This is a genomic window from Pseudorhizobium flavum (genome assembly GCF_044142885.1).
Classification (GTDB): Bacteria; Pseudomonadota; Alphaproteobacteria; order Rhizobiales; family Rhizobiaceae; genus Neorhizobium; species Neorhizobium flavum.
In genome coordinates, this window is record NZ_JBIOKZ010000008.1 from 187,236 (window position 1) to 203,484 (window position 16,249).

Consider the following 16,249-nt stretch of genomic DNA (forward strand, 5'->3'; position numbering starts at 1 on the left):
CATCTTCCCTGCTGTCGCGTCCCCATCAGCGCGGCCGGGAGCCTCGGCAGCCCCCCAACCCCCAGCGTCCGGGGCTCCCGTCAGTTTCCAGCAAGGCTCGCCACCTATACGTCCGCTTGCCGGCTCGCCGGTCTTCGGAAGGAGCCGGCTGCCCCGCCAGGCATGGCGGCTCCTTCCGATGCGATCACCAACGCAAAACGCGGCCCGGAGGCCGCGTTCGAGGTAATCGGGACCTTCTGGCTTAGGCCGAAAGCTTGGCTGCCAGCTTTGCCACGTAGTCACCCTGATAGCGGGCGCCATCCAGTTCGACCTGGGACGGCTGGCGCGAGCCGTCGCCGTCGGTGATCGTGCTTGCACCGTATGGCGAGCCACCCTTGACGGTTTCGACGCCCGACTGGCCCTGGAAGGAATAGGGAAGGCCTGCAACGACCATGCCCTGGTGGAGGAAGGTCGGAAGGAAGCCGAGGATGGTCGATTCCTGGCCGCCGTGCTGCGTCGCGGTCGAGGTGAAGGCCGAACCGATCTTGCCGACAAGCTTGCCCTGGGCCCACAGGCCACCGGTCTGGTCCCAGAAATTGCGCATCTGCGAGGCAACCGTTCCGAAACGCGTGCCGGCGCCGACGATGATCGCATCATAGTCGGCGAGCTCTTCGACCGTCGCAATCGGCGCTTCCTGGTCGAGCTTGTAGTGCGACGCCTTGGCAACCTCTTCGGGCACCAGTTCCGGTACGCGCTTGATGGTCACATCGGCGCCGGCGCCGCGTGCCCCTTCGGCAACAGCCTTGGCCATGGTCTCGATGTGCCCGTAAGCCGAATAATACAGAACCAGTACCTTTGCCATCTCTGATCTCCTTGGTGACGCCCATGCGGGTCAACTCCCCTCCACCTAAGCTGTTCCGGGGGCCAGATCAGCCCCGCCGGAAGTCGACGCAGTGTTCGCAAAACAGAGACGACGCTTGTCCGTATGCGGGCTAAAGCTGAACAGCAGCCGAAACCGCTTCCTGGCGAGCGGGGTCTGTCGTAGAAACGCTGCATAGTCTCGGAGCCCGCAATCACATGTCTTCTCCATCTGTCGTAACCGCTGCCATGCTCGCCATCGGCGACGAACTCCTGTCGGGGCGCACCAAGGACAAGAACATCGGCCATCTGGCGGATGTCCTGACCGTCGCAGGGATCGACCTGAAGGAAGTGCGAATCGTCGCCGACGAGGAGGACGCGATCGTCGAAGCGCTCAATGCGCTCAGGCAGCGCTACGACTATGTGTTCACCTCGGGGGGCATCGGCCCCACTCATGATGACATCACCGCTGATGCGGTCTCCAGCGCTTTCGGACTGCCATGCGTGCACGATGCTGAAGCGATGCGCCTTCTCGGAGCTATGTACGCCCGGCGGGAGATGGAGTTCACAGAGGCGCGCCAGCGAATGGCGCGCATGCCGCAGGGCGCGCGGCATATCCCCAACCCGGTTTCCACGGCCCCCGGGTTCATTGTCGAGAACGTCTATGTCATGGCGGGCGTGCCGCAGGTGTTTCAGGCCATGGTGGACAACATACTGCCCGAACTCAGAACCGGATCGCGGATGCTTTCGCGGGCACTGCCCTGCCCCTTCGGCGAGGGGGATATCGGCACGCCGCTCACCCGGATCCAGAAGGAACACCCGGCGACCAGCATCGGCTCCTATCCGAAATACGACGGGATACGTTTCTCTACGGAGATCGTCGTGCGCGCCCGCAACGAAAGCGAGCTTGAGGCTGCAGCACAGGCGATCGAGGAGATGATCCGGTCGCTGCAGGCAAGCCGGCTGCCACCCGGCATTGGCACGGATGCCTGACCGCAATCGCGATGACGATTGACCGATATCAAGGAAAGCCACAGGTTAGGAACCGAGACTGGGTCGACATCCATCGCGCACACAAGGGGGAAACCATGACCTACAAGACGATCCTCGCCGTACTCGACACGCCCGACCACGCGCAGCAGATCACCGACTACGCACTGGCACTCGCCAGCCGCTTCGATGCCCATGTGCTTGGGGTGCATGCCGAAACGCTCGCGGCAGTGCCGCTGATCGCGCCGATGGAAATTCCGGATCCGGCAGCGATCGAAGCCCTGCAGGAGGCAGCACGGCGGGAGACGAAAGAGGTGGAAGCCATCTTCCGCGAACGCGTGGCACGAGATGGCCGCTCGGCGGACTGGCGCAGCTTCGTTTCATCCTCCGGCTACGCTGCCGCCGCCGTGATGGAGACGGTTCGCGCCGCTGACCTTATCGTCGCGAGCCAGGGTGATCCAAATCATGAGAACCGCTCGGAGTTGGAGAATCTTCTGTTCGACAGCGGACGTCCGGTCCTGCTTGTGCCCTATGTCATGAAGGCGCCGCGCGATATCCGACGCGTCATGATCGCCTGGAACGGCTCGCGCGAAGCCGCACGGGCGGCCTTCGATGCCCTTCCTTTCCTGAAGACGGCCGAGAGCGTCGAAATCTTCTGCCTCGATGCGCCCGAGCGCCCGAACCAGTCGAAGGAATTCGCCGGCGTCGAGCTTGCAGCTGCCCTGGCACGCCATGGCGTCAACGTCACGCTCACGACGCAGGAAAGCGGCGGCATTTCCGCCGCCGCGGCGATTGAGAACCGGCTCGCCGACAAAAGCGTCGACCTCTTGGTGATGGGCGCCTATGGCACGTCCCGCTGGTGGGAGATGCTGTTCGGTGGCGTGACCCGCAGCCTGCTGGAATCGATGACAGCTCTCTCCTTGATGTCTCGATAGGGGAACGCCCTGGAGCGCTTCCTGAGCCGCCGCAATCGACGGCTCAGTTCCGCAGGATCCCGGCCTCCTCTGCGGCCTTGATGAAGGCGGCCTCTGCCTCGGCGGGGTCACCTTCGCCCTCCAGTGCCTGCATGCAGCGCTTGCGCGCCACCGCAAACCATTTGCCGTTTTTGGTCGGCCAGCAGGTCGAGAGACATTCGAACGCTTCCCGGCTGTTGCTCACGCACCGGAAGTGATCCTGGCTGTCGATCATCAATTCCACGCTGCGGTCCCAAAGGTCGACAGGCATTCTCGGCTTTCCTTGTTCTACAACCATCAAAATCGCCCGGGAGCGGTGCCCCCGGGTTAATTTCGATCTTCTCCTATCGTTCCAGTTCGGAGCGAATTTCGTCGATCTTGCCGTCGGCACTTCCGACACCGAGAACGGCCTTGGCTTCCTCCAGCATTTCATCGGTCACTGGATCGTCCGTGAACGCGCTCAGGGCATCTCGCAATGCCTCGTCACCGAGGATCGCATCCGTTTCCGAAGGGGAGACGCCATTGTCGATCTCAAACTGGGCATAATCCATGGCGTAGGCCGATACGGCCTCCATGCGCGGATCATTGCTGTTGAGATAGGCGTGATAATTCCGGTTCAGGGAGTTCAGCCCCTTGAGTTCGGAGCGGCTGACGGACACCTCCTCACCACCTTTGTCTGCACGCCGGGCAGTACTCTTTTCGCTCTGGCCAGGCGCGAGGTCGCGCGCGCTCGCCTTGCCGGCGTCGCTACGGTCGGAACTCCGGTCCGAACCTTGGCCATGACCGCCGCCATTGCCGTTGCCATTGCCACCGCCGTTACCGCCACCATTGCCACCGCCGTTCCCGCCGCCGCCGCCATTGCCGCCGCCATCACCGCCTTTCGCCCAGACGGTATCCGTAAAGCCCGGCAAGTGGCTGCCGACCGCAACCGAGGACAGGAGGACGACAGCCAGTGCTGCAGATTTCGTGAGAGATCGGATGATCATGTTTATTCTCCTTTCGACCTTTCACCCCCGCGCTGAGCTTGTGTAGCAAGGGCCGAAAATCGAGAGCCGTCGGACCGATGCCCGAGCGCATCGGCCAAAGGTCCAACGACGCTTGCCCGCTGGCACTCCCTAAAGGCCAGGTGCCTTCCAGCGCTCCATCGCTCAGCGAGAGACAGGCAGGCTGCTTCACCTGCCTGTTTGCGTCGCACCGTCTTGCCAGTGTGCCGGACTCGCGGCTATTAGCGACAGCCAACGCAGCTCTTGCTAATGGCAGCCACCATGTCTCTTCCTGAAAAAGCCTTCCCCGTCTCCTGGGACCAGTTCCATCGCGATGCCCGGGCGCTTGCCTGGCGCCTCGCCGGCCTCGGTCAGGAGTTTCACGCCATCGTCTGCATCACCCGCGGGGGCCTGGTGCCGGCGGCGATCATCTCGCGCGAACTGAACATCCGCCTGATCGAGACGGTCTGCATCGCCTCCTACCACGACTATACGAGCCAGGGAGAGATGAACCTGCTCAAGGGGATCACTGCCGAGCTCGCCACGAATGGCGGCGAAGGCGTGCTGGTCGTGGACGACCTGACCGACACGGGCAAGACCGCATCGGAAGTGCGCGAGATGCTGCCCAAGGCACATTTCGCCTGCGTCTACGCCAAGCCGAAGGGCGTCCCGACCGTCGACACCTTCATCACCGAGGTGAGCCAGGATACCTGGATCTACTTCCCCTGGGACTTGGGGTTCACCTATCAGGAACCGATCGCCAAGGGCCACAAGGGCTGAAGGAGAAGGCGCCTCTGCGCCCGCCTCCTCGCTCCGCAGCACCGAATTGACGTTGCTGTCAAGACGCGGCCCGTCGCTATTTTTCGCGGCGGGCTTTTCCACAAGCCGCGTCGCAACGCCCAATATATCTCAACTGCCTGATCTACCGGGTGTTGCGCCCGATAGTCCGCCAACGCGGCATCCCCTGCTCTTCCGGTGCGCCCGCCACTGGCTCCACAACCGTCTGAAATTCCAGCAGAAAATTTCTTCCCCGTTTTCCACAGCACCAGACACAATATCTTGTGGTTAAGAAACCGTGTCGAACTATGCCTTGACGAATCTCCCGGCTCGCGGGAAATTGGCCAGGTGTTGCGGCGGCAACCGGCCACGGACTTCCGAGCGCCGGTTCCTTCATCGAGTTTTTAGGCGGAACGACAACGGCAGACCCTGCTATGAGGGGCGGTCTGGCGGAGGGTTTTTTCGCGCGCCTCGAGGCTTGCCGAAACATCCGATGGGGACTGGTGAAAACCACCTGTTAGTACTATATTTAGTATTGCAGCCCACCCTCATCACAATATACAGGTCGGTATCCCAGTGATTCACCTGGATGATGAAGTTTCCCCGGCTGCCCATGATGGCGAGCAGCTGGACCGAATATCCGTGCCCTGACGGGCCAGCAGACGAGGGACAAAGGCAATGCGCATCGAACGTCGTTTCACCACGCCCGAGACAGGCGCCTATGGCGGGATCGAATTCCGCAAGGCGGTCAGCGAGATCCGCAATCCGGACGGCTCGATCGTCTTCCGGCTCGCGGATATCGACGTGCCGGCGCAGTTCTCCCAGGTTGCGACCGACGTGCTTGCCCAGAAGTACTTCCGCAAGGCGGGCGTGCCGAAGATCCTCAAGAAGGTGGAAGAGAACGACGTCCCTTCGTTCCTCTGGCGGTCCGTCCCCGATCTCGACGCGCTGAAGGCCTTGCCGAAGGAAGAGCAATACGGTTCCGAAACCGATGCGCGCCAGGTCTTCTCCCGCCTTGCCGGTACCTGGACCTACTGGGGCTGGAAGGGCAAGTATTTCACGTCGGAAGAAGATGCGCTCGCCTTCCGCGACGAGCTTGCCTACATGCTCGCCACCCAGCGCGTCGCGCCGAATTCGCCGCAGTGGTTCAACACCGGCCTGCACTGGGCCTACGGCATCGACGGCCCCGGCCAGGGCCACTTCTATGTCGATCCCTTCACCGGCAAGCTGACGAAGTCGAAGTCGGCCTACGAGCATCCGCAACCGCATGCCTGCTTCATCCAGTCGGTCGAGGATGACCTCGTCAACGAGGGCGGCATCATGGATCTGTGGGTCCGCGAAGCCCGTCTCTTCAAGTATGGCTCCGGCACCGGCTCCAACTTCTCCTATCTGCGCGGCGAAGGCGAGAAGCTGTCGGGCGGCGGCAAATCGTCGGGCCTGATGAGCTTCCTCAAGATCGGTGACCGGGCTGCCGGCGCCATCAAGTCGGGCGGCACGACTCGTCGCGCGGCCAAGATGGTGGTGGTCGACATCGATCACCCGGATATCGAGGAATACATCAACTGGAAGGTCAAGGAAGAGCAGAAGGTCGCCGCCCTCGTCACCGGTTCCAAGATCGTCGCCAAGCACCTGAAGGCGATCATGAAGGCCTGCGTCAACTGCGAAGGCCCGGACGACGACTGCTTCGACCCCAACAAGAACCCGGCGCTGAAGCGCGAGATCCGCGCCGCCAAGCGCGACCAGGTTCCGGAGAACTACGTCAAGCGCGTCATCCAGTTTGCGCGCCAGGGCTACAAGGACCTCGAGTTCAAGACCTATGACACCGACTGGGATTCCGACGCCTACCTGACCGTTTCCGGCCAGAACTCCAACAATTCCGTCTCGCTGAAGGACGACTTCCTGCGCGCCGTGGAGAATGACGGCGAGTGGAACCTCACCGCCCGCAAGGACGGCCGCGTCATGAAGACGCTGAAGGCGCGCGACCTGTGGGAGCAGATCTCCTACGCCGCTTGGGCTTCCGCCGATCCGGGCCTGCACTTCAACACGACGATGAACGACTGGCACACCTGCCCGGCCGCCGGCCCGATCCGCGCGTCGAACCCGTGCTCGGAATACATGTTCCTCGACGACACGGCCTGCAACCTCGCCTCGCTGAACCTGTTGCAGTTCAAGGACGCGACGACGAAGCGCATCGACATCGCCGATTACGAGCATGCGGTGCGCCTGTGGACCGTTGTGCTGGAAGTCTCGGTCATGATGGCGCAGTTCCCGTCGCGCCAGATCGCCGAACTCTCCTACGAGTACCGCACGCTCGGCCTCGGCTATGCCAATATCGGCGGTCTGCTGATGTCCTCTGGCATCCCCTATGACTCCACCGAGGGCCGCGCCATTGCCGGCTCGCTGACCGCCATCATGACCGGCGTCGCCTATGCGACCTCGGCAGAGATCGCCTCGGAACTCGGCCCCTTCCCGGGCTTTGCGCCGAACCGCGAGAACATGCTGCGCGTCATCCGTAACCACCGCCGCGCCGCCCATGGCGAGACCACCGGCTATGAAGGCCTGTCGGTCAACCCGGTCGCACTCCTCCACTCCGACAATCCGGACCAGGACCTCGTCGCCCATGCCCGCGCCGCCTGGGACAAGGCGCTCGAGCTCGGCGAGAAGCACGGCTACCGCAACGCCCAGACGACCGTGATTGCGCCCACCGGCACGATCGGCCTCGTCATGGATTGCGACACGACCGGCATCGAGCCCGACTTCGCGCTGGTGAAGTTCAAGAAGCTCGCCGGCGGCGGCTACTTCAAGATCATCAACGGCGCCGTTCCGGAAGCGCTGCGCACGCTCGGCTACTCGGAATCGCAGATCGCCGAGATCGAAGCCTATGCGGTTGGCCACGGCAACCTCAACCAGGCGCCTGGCATCAATCCCGGCTCGCTGAAGGCCAAGGGCTTCACCGACGAGAAGATCGAGGCCGTCAATGGCGCGCTGAAGTCGGCCTTCGACATCAAGTTCGTCTTCAACCAGTGGACGCTCGGCGCCGACTTCCTGAAGGAGACGCTCAAGGTCTCCGACGAGCAGCTCGCCGACATGAGCTTCAACCTCCTGGAGCACATCGGCTTCTCGAAGAAGGAGATCGAGGCCGCCAACATCCATGTCTGCGGTGCGATGACGCTGGAAGGCGCGCCCTTCCTGAAGGCCGAGCACCTGCCGGTCTTCGATTGCGCCAATCCCTGCGGCAAGATCGGCAAGCGCTATCTCTCGGTCGAAAGCCACATCCGCATGATGGCAGCCGCCCAGCCCTTCATCTCGGGCGCCATCTCCAAGACGATCAACATGCCGAACGAGGCGACCGTCGAGGATTGCGGTGCGGCCTACATGCTCTCCTGGAAGCTGGCGCTGAAGGCCAATGCGCTCTACCGCGATGGTTCGAAGCTCTCCCAGCCGCTCAACGCCTCGCTGATCGACGAGGATGACGCCGAGGAAGCGATCGAGGACCTGATCCAGCAGCCGGTCGCCGCCCAGGCGGTGACGGTCACGGAAAAGATCGTCGAGCGCGTCATCGAGCGGGTCACCCGCGAGCGTGAAAAGCTGCCGAACCGCCGCCAGGGCTATACCCAGAAGGCCAATGTCGGCGGACACAAGGTCTATCTGCGCACCGGCGAATTCGGCGACGGCCGCCTCGGCGAGATCTTCATCGACATGCACAAGGAAGGGGCCGCCTTCCGTGCGATGATGAACAACTTCGCCATCGCCATCTCGCTCGGCCTGCAATACGGCGTGCCGCTGGAAGAATATGTGGAGGCCTTCACCTTCACCAAGTTCGAGCCGGCCGGTATCGTCACCGGAAACGACGCCATCAAGAACGCCACGTCGATCCTCGATTACGTGTTCCGCGAACTCGCCGTCTCCTATCTCAACCGCCATGACCTGGCGCATGTGGATACGTCGGACTTCTCCAACACCGCGCTCGGCAAGGGCATCCAGGAAGGCAAGACCAACCTGATCTCCACCGGCTGGACGCGCGGCCACAAGCCGACGCTCATCCAGGGCGGCCAGTCGGGCTCGTCGGAAGCCAAGGGATCGGCCACCGCCGCCCCTGCCAAGGCCTCCACCGGCGGCAATGTGACGGCATTCGCCGGCTCCGCCGCCCGCAAGCTGGAACCGGCCGTCGCCGCCTCCACCTCCGAAATCGTCGCCTTCAAGCGCGATTACGAGGAACGCGCCAAGGAACTGGCCGAGGAGATCGCCGAGGAGGTTCTGGACGAGCTTGCGACCGAAGAGCAGCAGGCCTCCACCGCCCTCTTCTCCGACAAGGCCGCCGCCGACGCCGCCGCTGCCAAGACGGAAGCCAAGAAGGTGGAAAACGAACGCCGCATGCGCTCGATCGCCCAAGGCTACACCGGCAACATGTGCTCCGAGTGCCAGAATTTCACGATGGTGCGGAACGGCACGTGTGAGAAGTGCGACACGTGCGGCGCGACGAGCGGGTGCAGCTGATCGGCTGATGGCCATCTTTGTGTGAGGGAAACCAAAGTTTGGTCACCCGAAAGCATAGTTCTTACTCAACGCATGCAACAGATTGCCTCTCAGCTTCGGCTGGGAGGCATCTCACCCTGAGAGGGTTCGAAGACCTACGTTAGGCAAGCATGAAGTGACAGGCCGTAAGGGCCCTAGAGAGCAAGGGAGATCATGCCAGTTTCTGCGTTCATCTCGTATTCTCATGCCGACGACAAACACCTTCAGATGCTCCACAAGCATCTCGCAATGCTTCGAAGAGAAGGAGCGTTCAAAGCGCAGACCGATCATCAGATCCTGCCAGGTGGGCGGTTATAGGAGAGAAATTCTGGTCGAGTTAGGCGGGAGTCACTCCAAAGGAACAGCTGAGATTGCTTTTTTGAGGTGGCACGTAGCTTTGGGATCGGGTCCTGAAAAGAGGATCCTGTTCAAGGTCGATGTTAGTCAGGCCAACTGAGGAACGTTCGTTTGCGCGGCGTTTTTAAAATGGAATACACGGGGAGCGCTGGACAAGGCGGCGGCGCTATAGCGTTCATTGACGGTAAGGTTGCCGGAGCAGACATGGGCGGCGGCATCTATAGCGGGGAATATGTCACAACACCCGCAGGTACGGTCACTGGCTATGTGGATCTCAGCTTTCACGATGGCGGGGTCCTTGTAACAGGAACATCAGTTCCGGCTGGCACGCCCCCAATACGGATTCCGTTCTCGATACCTTCTCAGGAAACAGATGGTAGCATTGTGCGGATCGAAACTCCCGCTGGTCCGGTGAATCTCCGTCTGACCCTGATCTCCGGCATGTAGGGGGGGAGATGGAGAACGCTACCATGCTCGGCTGGGCTGTCGTGTTCGCGACTTTCGCGGGCCCCATTTCGGCTGTTTTCGTAACCCGTTGGGTAGATGAACTTCGCAGCAAGCGTTCTCGCAAGCTTGACACCTTTCGTGTGTTGATTCGCACACGCCGAACGCAGTTGAACCCAGAATTCGTTGCCGCACTGAATATGGTGGAGATCGATTTCTTCAACGCGCCTAAAGTTCTGGCCGTGCATCTAGAATTGATGCGGCACTTAAACTCATCAATCGCCGATGCTTCCTGGTACGAGCGTACACAGCGACTAGTCGCTCGACTCCTCTACGCTATGGGTCAGAACGTCGGGTACGCGATGGAGCAACTTGACATACTGGACGGCGGCTACATTCCGAAGGCAATGGTCGATGATGAGATAGAGCAAAATCTCCTTCGACGCTCGCTTCTGTTAATGCTGGACGGAAAAAAGCCACTTCCAGTTGCGGTAGTCACAGAGTGGAGTGGCAGCAGCGGAAGATTGCATGACGTGCCTCCGCCCTAGCGATCGATCTAGTGTAAAAACGGTCGATCGTGGATTTGAGAAAGCCTTTGTAGTGCAGTCACCACCAAATTTGCTTGTGAGCCTTTTTGATTGGCATCCCCGTGACGGGGTTAAGCCAGCGGAGAATTTCCTCACAGAAGCTTTCGTCCACTCGCTAAGGTCAAACGAAGACTTCCGCCGCCGCTGGCTGGAGCGGCTAGTCAATGCTGAATTCGACAATGCCGCCGTGGTTATCTCAACTCGGGCGTCTTACTCGGACATCGAGAGACAGAGCTCCATATTTCCAGACATTGAAATCCAGGGTGACCTCTCGGATGGCAGCCCATTCCTCGTTCTTGTTGAAATCAAATGGGACGCACCGTACCAGCTCGCGCAACTCAAGAAGTATGACCGACTGCTCGCTCGAGAGGAGAATGGCTACCTCTGTTTCATATGTGCGAGCGGGACCGATCACCGGAAGGCGAAAGCGGATCGAGACAGGTTCGAGAACTCCACCTTCAGCGCCTTCCTGTGGGAAGATGTTTTTGTCGCCCTGCGGGAATCTATCCCTGATCATGCATCAAAGGAGCTCCTAGGCTTCATGCAACACTATGGCCTTACCCCTGGCGAGCCGATCTCCCAGAACATTATCGACGGCTACCTTGTTGGGAAGTCCCTTGTTAGTCGGCTGAACCGATACTGCGAGAAACTGCTCCGAGAGTTCGATTGGGATTTCCTTCCCGAAACGCATCGCGACATCGACGCTGCTCGCGTCAAAAATGCGTATGGTAGAGTCGCGATTGAATTCGCGCCTCCTTACTGGGACGGTGCAGTCACAGTCGGATTTCTCTACGACAATTCTGATCACGCAGTGCCATTCGCAGACGGCAGCCAAAACAGCGTTGACCTTATTTTCCGCATCGAGGCGGCTCCGAAAGCGCCGGCGCGAGAAGATGTAAATGCGGTCATTCGTCCACGGGTGTCTTCTGTTCGAGCCAAAGGTGGCGTCGTCCGGCTTGATAAAGACGGGATCAATGGCAATCGGCACACCCTCTTCATTGCTCAACGAAGTTTGTCCGATTTCTTGGCCAGTCCGGTTGAAGGAGATCAGTTAGTGGCGATACACAACCAGTTGAAGGCATGGGCAGAAGCCCTCTTCGGCGATCAAAGAGTTGAAGAAGCTCTTCTTAAGTTTGCACCAGCGTAATGGCTAATATGCATCCGCGCATGAAACGCTAACTTATTGCCGAACCGCTCTTTGGAACTGTAGATCCAACCTGCGATCGACCCTCGATTGCTTGAACGGCTTCTTGTGTAAGGAAAACGTACTCCTCGATGGACTGCTGATCGGGTGCGAAGTCATATGAATGTATTGCTCGCTTGTAAGTTGAGTAAAGCGACTTTATTACCTCTGCCATTTCCGGCGAGATTGCTCCGGCCATGCAGAGCTGTTCGGCACTCTTACGAGCACTCCGGAGATCGAGCCAGATGCCGTGCTTGTTGCTCAAGTCGACTAGGGCGTCTTGGACTAGCTTCCACGAGAAAACGATTGCACCGGTGGGGTCCGTCTCAACCATCTTCATCATGGTTTTATCCAGCTTCCGCTCCGCCGGAGCGGCATGAGCACCCTCGGCAGACTCAGCAAGATTCTCGGCAGCGTCGATGATCTCCGCCTTCATCTGCTTGTCGAAGGCGAGTCGAGTCCCTCCGAAGTTCATATGGTCCAAACGACCTAGAAGCTGAGAGATCTCCCGGCGCAGCAACAGAACCACCCCAACAACAGCGAGTGGCCAACTTATCGCACCTATCAAAGCCGCTATAGCGTTGATAAATTCTGCCGTCATTTCCCACTTCCCCTTGAGGCCTGGCATTTCCGCTGACTTGGCCAACGACAAAGTTGGTATTGTTTGGTAATTACACTCGATCTTCGGCTTTTCGCGACCATCAGTAGCGGTTGGCGTTCCCAATGAAGTAGATTTCAAGCAGGCTCAGTGGCAGTGCAACTGGCCAGCCTTTCTATCCATGTGGCAGCATTTGCCGGGAGGCGAAATCCTTCCGGCATCCTCCCCAGCCGCCGAGCAGAAGCCTTCGCAATCGAGCGCAGAATAGGGTTCGCAGACGACTGCCTCCGTGGCAGCCCACTTTCTCGCTTTTCATGTTTCAGCATGACACGGTAATGCCGGGCGATCTCACGCCCAATGAACTCCATGACGGGTACAGGCATCGAATTCCCGAGGGCGCGATATCGAACGATGTCGCTCGGCAGCTTTCCTTTGAACGGGATGTCTGTCCAATAGTCGGGAAATCCTTGTAGACGCTCCGCCTCCAAGGGTGTCGCCCGTCGAATGATCCACTCATCGGCTGCTTCGGTTGTCTTAGTGACGATGACAAAGTCCAGCTCATTACCCTGCCCAGCCGCTCGAGAGAGGCCAGCTGCGCTATGGCTCAAGGTGCCGACGATGGGAGGAAACAGCACGACGTGGGAACTGACGTCGTTGATCCGATCCAGAGATTGATCGGCGTACGGGGCAATCTCCTCGATAGGAGTGCCATCCTCGATCGGCAGGCTGACCTGGACCGTATCGATGTCGCCATCGAAGTCCCTCCGTTCCAGTCTAATCCTGTCCAAGGTTAGCTGCTTCAGCCTTTTGTGGACTTCTGGATCTTGCCTTCTTTCGTATTCGCTACGGAATTCAAGGCCGCTTGGACCTCGATAGGTAGGGACGACAGCTTCACGTGCCGACGGCGCAAAATTCCCCTTACGGCCTTCCCGCTCAAACAATATTTCGACAGGATCTCCAACGGCACCTCGTGGTCCAAAGCTAGCGACAGCGAAAACTCGCTTCCTCCGTTGGGCGACTCCCCAGTATTGAGCGTCGATTGTCCTCCAGGCAATTTTACAGCTCTCTGGTCCCAACACCTCACCAGCGTCAGGCCATCCTTGCCTTGGCGGCTCGAGCGCACATCCTGATCGGGAAATTGCTCCCAAAAAGCTTCCGAAACCGTTGGAACTATCTTTCTTCCCGAGGATGCCATGCACATTTTCCCATACTACGAATTTGAGATCATTTATCTCGCGCATCCGATCCGCGAGTTCACAGAAAGCCAGGAGCAAGTTGCTCCTTGGATCTTCCATTCCTTTGCGCATCCCGGCGACTGAGAAGCCCTGGCACGGGCTGCCACCTTCCAGGACATCTACTCGCCCGAGCTGTCTTAGATCGTCATCTGTAATTTGTGCGATATCGCCAAAATTCGGGATGCCCTGTTCCGGGATATGCCTGTAGTTCGACCACTTGCGGCCGCTCTTCCCTGTAAAACTCTCAGGAAGATATTTCGGCCTCGATGCTCCGCGGCGGTGATGAAGTACGTGCGACTGAAAGGGCTCTGGCTCGCAATATCCTACGAACTCGTAGTCGCTCGAGTCCCAGGCGGCACCGGCTGCTGAAATACCGGAGAACGTACTCAGTACCCGGATCTTCTCCCGGTGGCTTAGCTCCGGATCATAGATGGATAGGTGAATTGAATCTCTCATAGGCTACCCCAGCTCTCCGTGTTGGGCTTAGGTACCAACGTTTTCCGAACAGAGGCTGAAGTAGCTCGCTCAAGTTGTCTCGGCTTCATGGGAGACGGCAATCAATCTTGCACGTTGCGCCTACTTAATGCCGAGCTCTACACCCTTAGTGGCCCGTGGCTTCCCAAGCCGATCCTTTAGCCAACACTCGGCTTTCTTCGGTACGTAGGAGAAGGCCTTGCACTTGAGGTCACCGATACAGGCTGTGAAACAGGACAAATAGTTACTCCGACGGAGCCGCTTATAGTCTCCGCCCGGCAGGTCCATTCCAGAGAAGCTCGTAAAATCAGAGACGATCACTTCAGCTGCCTTACCAGAAGCGTAGGACGCCATGGCGTTCATATTTCGTATCAGCGCGACGATGTCGTCTTTCAGGAAGCACACCTTGTGCGCGATGTTGTAGGTGATTGCTTGGCACTTCCCCTCTGCTTGGCAGATGTCCCGACATTCGGGGTAGCTCACATCACGAACCATTTTATAGTCGAAGCCAATTGCGTCGTGGCCGGGCGCGTCCATGAACACTTTGATAGAGGGCGCGGGAAGATCTACGCTGGTTTCCGCTGTCCGTGTCGTGCCAATAGCGTCTCGCTTACCATAACATAGGATCTGATAGACTGAGGGCGCGATTTGGTCTGCCAGGTCCGCCGTTTGCAGCGGTAACGCGTCTGCTGAACGCTCTCCTTTCGTTGGATCTACTGACTGCGTCTGCATGAACGTCTCTGCGACCGACGCTCGTATTGCGAAGTTCACGTTCTGAGCGGTGATACCGATCTCGTCAGCGGCGCTCTTGGAGAACGTGGCGGACGTGATCCCGAGCACAAAGCCGTCGCGATCAACGACCGGGCCACCCGAATTACCCGGCTGGATAGGCGTAGAGACCTGAATGTACCGGGTATCATTACGAAGCCCGGCAAGGGCGTTGATATTCCCAGTCGTGATTTTCACGGAGTCCGAAAGCAGATCGGCTAACGGATTGAACCGCCCCGGGTTTGCCGGAGACCCCAACTCGTGAGAAGTAGGGTCTATGACAAGCAAAACGACGAACAAATTTTCTCCTGAAGTCCGCGCCCGCGCCGTTCGGATGGTGACGGAACATGAAGCCGAATACTCATCGCGCTGGGCGGCGGTATCATCGATAGCGACCAAGATCGGCTGCTCGGCGCATACCCTCCATGAATGGGTGAAGAAGGCCGAGGTCAACAGCGGCAAGCGTGCAGGTCTGCCAAGCGACGTGGCTGAGAAGATGAAGGCTCTGGAACGGGAGAACCGGGAGCTTCGTCAGGCGAATGAGATTCTACGCAAAGCCTCGGCGTATTTTGCCCAGGCGGAGCTCGACCGCCCACTGAAGCGATGATTTCCTTCATCGACGAACACCGTTCGGTGCTCGGGGTCGAGCCGATCTGCAGGCTGCTGCCGATTGCCCCGTCCACCTATTATGAGGTCGTCGCCAAGCGCACGGACGTGGGTCGCCTATCGGCCCGCGAACGGAATGATATTGCCATGAAAGTCGAGATACGCCGGGTGTTCAACGAGAACTTCCAGGTCTATGGCGTGCGGAAAGTGTGGCGACAGTTGCAGCGAGAAGGCTTCGATATCGCTCGCTGCACCGTCGCAAGGCTGATGAGAATGATGGGTCTTCAAGGCATCATTCGTGGCAAGCCAATCAAAACCACTGTATCGGACAAGTCTGCCCCGTGTCCGCTCGACCGCGTCAACCGCCACTTCAAGGCTCCCGCGCCGAACATGCTGTGGTTATCCGATTTCACCTATGTCGCGACCTGGCAGGGCTTCGTCTACGTGGCCTTTGTCATCGATGCCTTCGCCCGCCGCATCGTCGGCTGGCGGGCCAGTCGAACGGCGCACGCGGGATTCGTCCTCGATGCTCTCGACCAGGCACTGCATGATCGGCGGCCCGTCAAACGTGGCGGGCTGGTTCATCATTCCGACCGCGGCTCGCAATACGTGTCCATTCGCTTTTCCGAACGGCTGGCGGAGGCGGGCATCGAGCCGTCTGTCGGAAGCGTCGGCGATAGTTACGACAATGCTCTCGCCGAAACGATCAACGGTCTTTACAAGGCCGAGGTCATTCATCGGCGAGGACCATGGCGCAACTTCGAAGCCGTAGAGTTCGCCACGCTCGAATGGGTCGACTGGTTCAACCACCGCCGTCTTCTGGAACCCATCGGGAATATACCGCCAGCAGAGGCAGAACGACGATACTACGCCATGCTGGACGCACCAGCTATGGCCGCATAACTTAAACCAAACGGTCTCCGGCAAACCCGGGGCGGTTCA

General features: G+C 59.5%; 14 protein-coding genes and 1 other annotated feature. Of the genes, 8 read left to right on the forward strand and 6 right to left on the reverse strand.

Annotated elements, in window-relative coordinates; all coding sequences use genetic code 11:
* Positions 1 to 241 precede the first annotated feature (241 nt).
* Complete coding sequence (wrbA, locus tag ACEPP2_RS16290; RefSeq protein ID WP_281977278.1) at positions 242 to 841, reverse strand: NAD(P)H:quinone oxidoreductase type IV; 600 nt, start codon at positions 839 to 841, stop codon at positions 242 to 244.
* Between the two features lie 215 nt (positions 842 to 1,056).
* Here wrbA and ACEPP2_RS16295 point away from each other — a divergent pair, with 215 nt between their 5' ends.
* On the forward strand, positions 1,057 to 1,830 hold the full coding sequence (locus ACEPP2_RS16295; RefSeq protein WP_152338431.1) for a competence/damage-inducible protein A: 774 nt from the start codon (positions 1,057 to 1,059) through the stop codon (positions 1,828 to 1,830).
* 95 nt (positions 1,831 to 1,925) lie between these two features.
* Positions 1,926 to 2,762: a universal stress protein gene (locus ACEPP2_RS16300; protein ID WP_077547262.1), complete on the forward strand. Its 837-nt coding sequence runs from the start codon at positions 1,926 to 1,928 to the stop codon at positions 2,760 to 2,762.
* Positions 2,763 to 2,805: 43 nt separating this feature from the next.
* Here ACEPP2_RS16300 and ACEPP2_RS16305 read toward each other — a convergent pair whose 3' ends face one another.
* Both ACEPP2_RS16305 and ACEPP2_RS16310 read right to left on the reverse strand, forming a co-directional pair.
* A complete protein-coding gene (locus tag ACEPP2_RS16305) occupies positions 2,806 to 3,051 on the reverse strand; it encodes a DUF982 domain-containing protein (protein WP_077547261.1) in 246 nt (81 codons plus the stop codon).
* A gap of 73 nt (positions 3,052 to 3,124) precedes the next feature.
* Entirely contained in the window at positions 3,125 to 3,766 is a 642-nt protein-coding gene (locus tag ACEPP2_RS16310; protein WP_183950072.1) for a hypothetical protein, read from the reverse strand.
* Positions 3,767 to 4,045: 279 nt separating this feature from the next.
* On the opposite strand from ACEPP2_RS16310, the gene gpt reads away from it, so the two are divergent.
* The 5 genes from gpt (at position 4,046) to ACEPP2_RS16335 (ending at position 11,590) form a co-directional block, all read left to right on the forward strand.
* On the forward strand, positions 4,046 to 4,543 hold the full coding sequence (gene gpt, locus ACEPP2_RS16315; RefSeq protein ID WP_077547911.1) for a xanthine phosphoribosyltransferase: 498 nt from the start codon (positions 4,046 to 4,048) through the stop codon (positions 4,541 to 4,543).
* 675 nt (positions 4,544 to 5,218) lie between these two features.
* A complete protein-coding gene (locus tag ACEPP2_RS16320; protein ID WP_395517189.1) occupies positions 5,219 to 9,037 on the forward strand; it encodes a vitamin B12-dependent ribonucleotide reductase in 3,819 nt (1,272 codons plus the stop codon).
* Positions 9,038 to 9,523: 486 nt separating this feature from the next.
* Complete coding sequence (locus tag ACEPP2_RS16325) at positions 9,524 to 9,859, forward strand: hypothetical protein (RefSeq protein WP_395517190.1); 336 nt, start codon at positions 9,524 to 9,526, stop codon at positions 9,857 to 9,859.
* Between the two features lie 8 nt (positions 9,860 to 9,867).
* Positions 9,868 to 10,404 (forward strand): DUF6680 family protein, encoded by a 537-nt coding sequence (locus ACEPP2_RS16330; RefSeq protein WP_395517191.1) that lies wholly within the window; start codon positions 9,868 to 9,870, stop codon positions 10,402 to 10,404.
* A 52-nt stretch (positions 10,405 to 10,456) separates the two neighbouring features.
* A complete protein-coding gene (locus ACEPP2_RS16335; protein ID WP_395517192.1) occupies positions 10,457 to 11,590 on the forward strand; it encodes a hypothetical protein in 1,134 nt (377 codons plus the stop codon).
* Between the two features lie 28 nt (positions 11,591 to 11,618).
* On the opposite strand, the gene ACEPP2_RS16340 is transcribed toward ACEPP2_RS16335, so the two are convergent.
* The 3 genes from ACEPP2_RS16340 to ACEPP2_RS16350 all read right to left on the reverse strand — a co-directional run bounded on the left by ACEPP2_RS16340 (position 11,619) and on the right by ACEPP2_RS16350 (position 14,980).
* Entirely contained in the window at positions 11,619 to 12,227 is a 609-nt protein-coding gene (locus ACEPP2_RS16340) for a hypothetical protein (RefSeq protein WP_395517193.1), read from the reverse strand.
* 134 nt (positions 12,228 to 12,361) lie between these two features.
* On the reverse strand, positions 12,362 to 13,915 hold the full coding sequence (locus ACEPP2_RS16345) for a DNA cytosine methyltransferase (RefSeq protein ID WP_395517194.1): 1,554 nt from the start codon (positions 13,913 to 13,915) through the stop codon (positions 12,362 to 12,364).
* A gap of 120 nt (positions 13,916 to 14,035) precedes the next feature.
* On the reverse strand, positions 14,036 to 14,980 hold the full coding sequence (locus ACEPP2_RS16350; RefSeq protein WP_395517204.1) for a PAN domain-containing protein: 945 nt from the start codon (positions 14,978 to 14,980) through the stop codon (positions 14,036 to 14,038).
* Between ACEPP2_RS16350 and ACEPP2_RS16355 the strand changes: the two genes are divergently transcribed.
* Positions 14,979 to 16,210 (forward strand): IS3 family transposase gene (locus ACEPP2_RS16355; protein ID WP_395517195.1). Its coding sequence is split into 2 segments (ribosomal slippage): positions 14,979 to 15,270 and positions 15,270 to 16,210, totalling 1,233 coding nucleotides; the frame shifts between segments, so codons are not numbered across the junction. The genes ACEPP2_RS16350 and ACEPP2_RS16355 overlap by 2 nt on opposite strands.
* Positions 15,263 to 15,379, forward strand: a sequence feature (AL1L pseudoknot). (Overlaps the previous gene by 117 nt.)
* Positions 16,211 to 16,249: the final 39 nt, after the last annotated feature.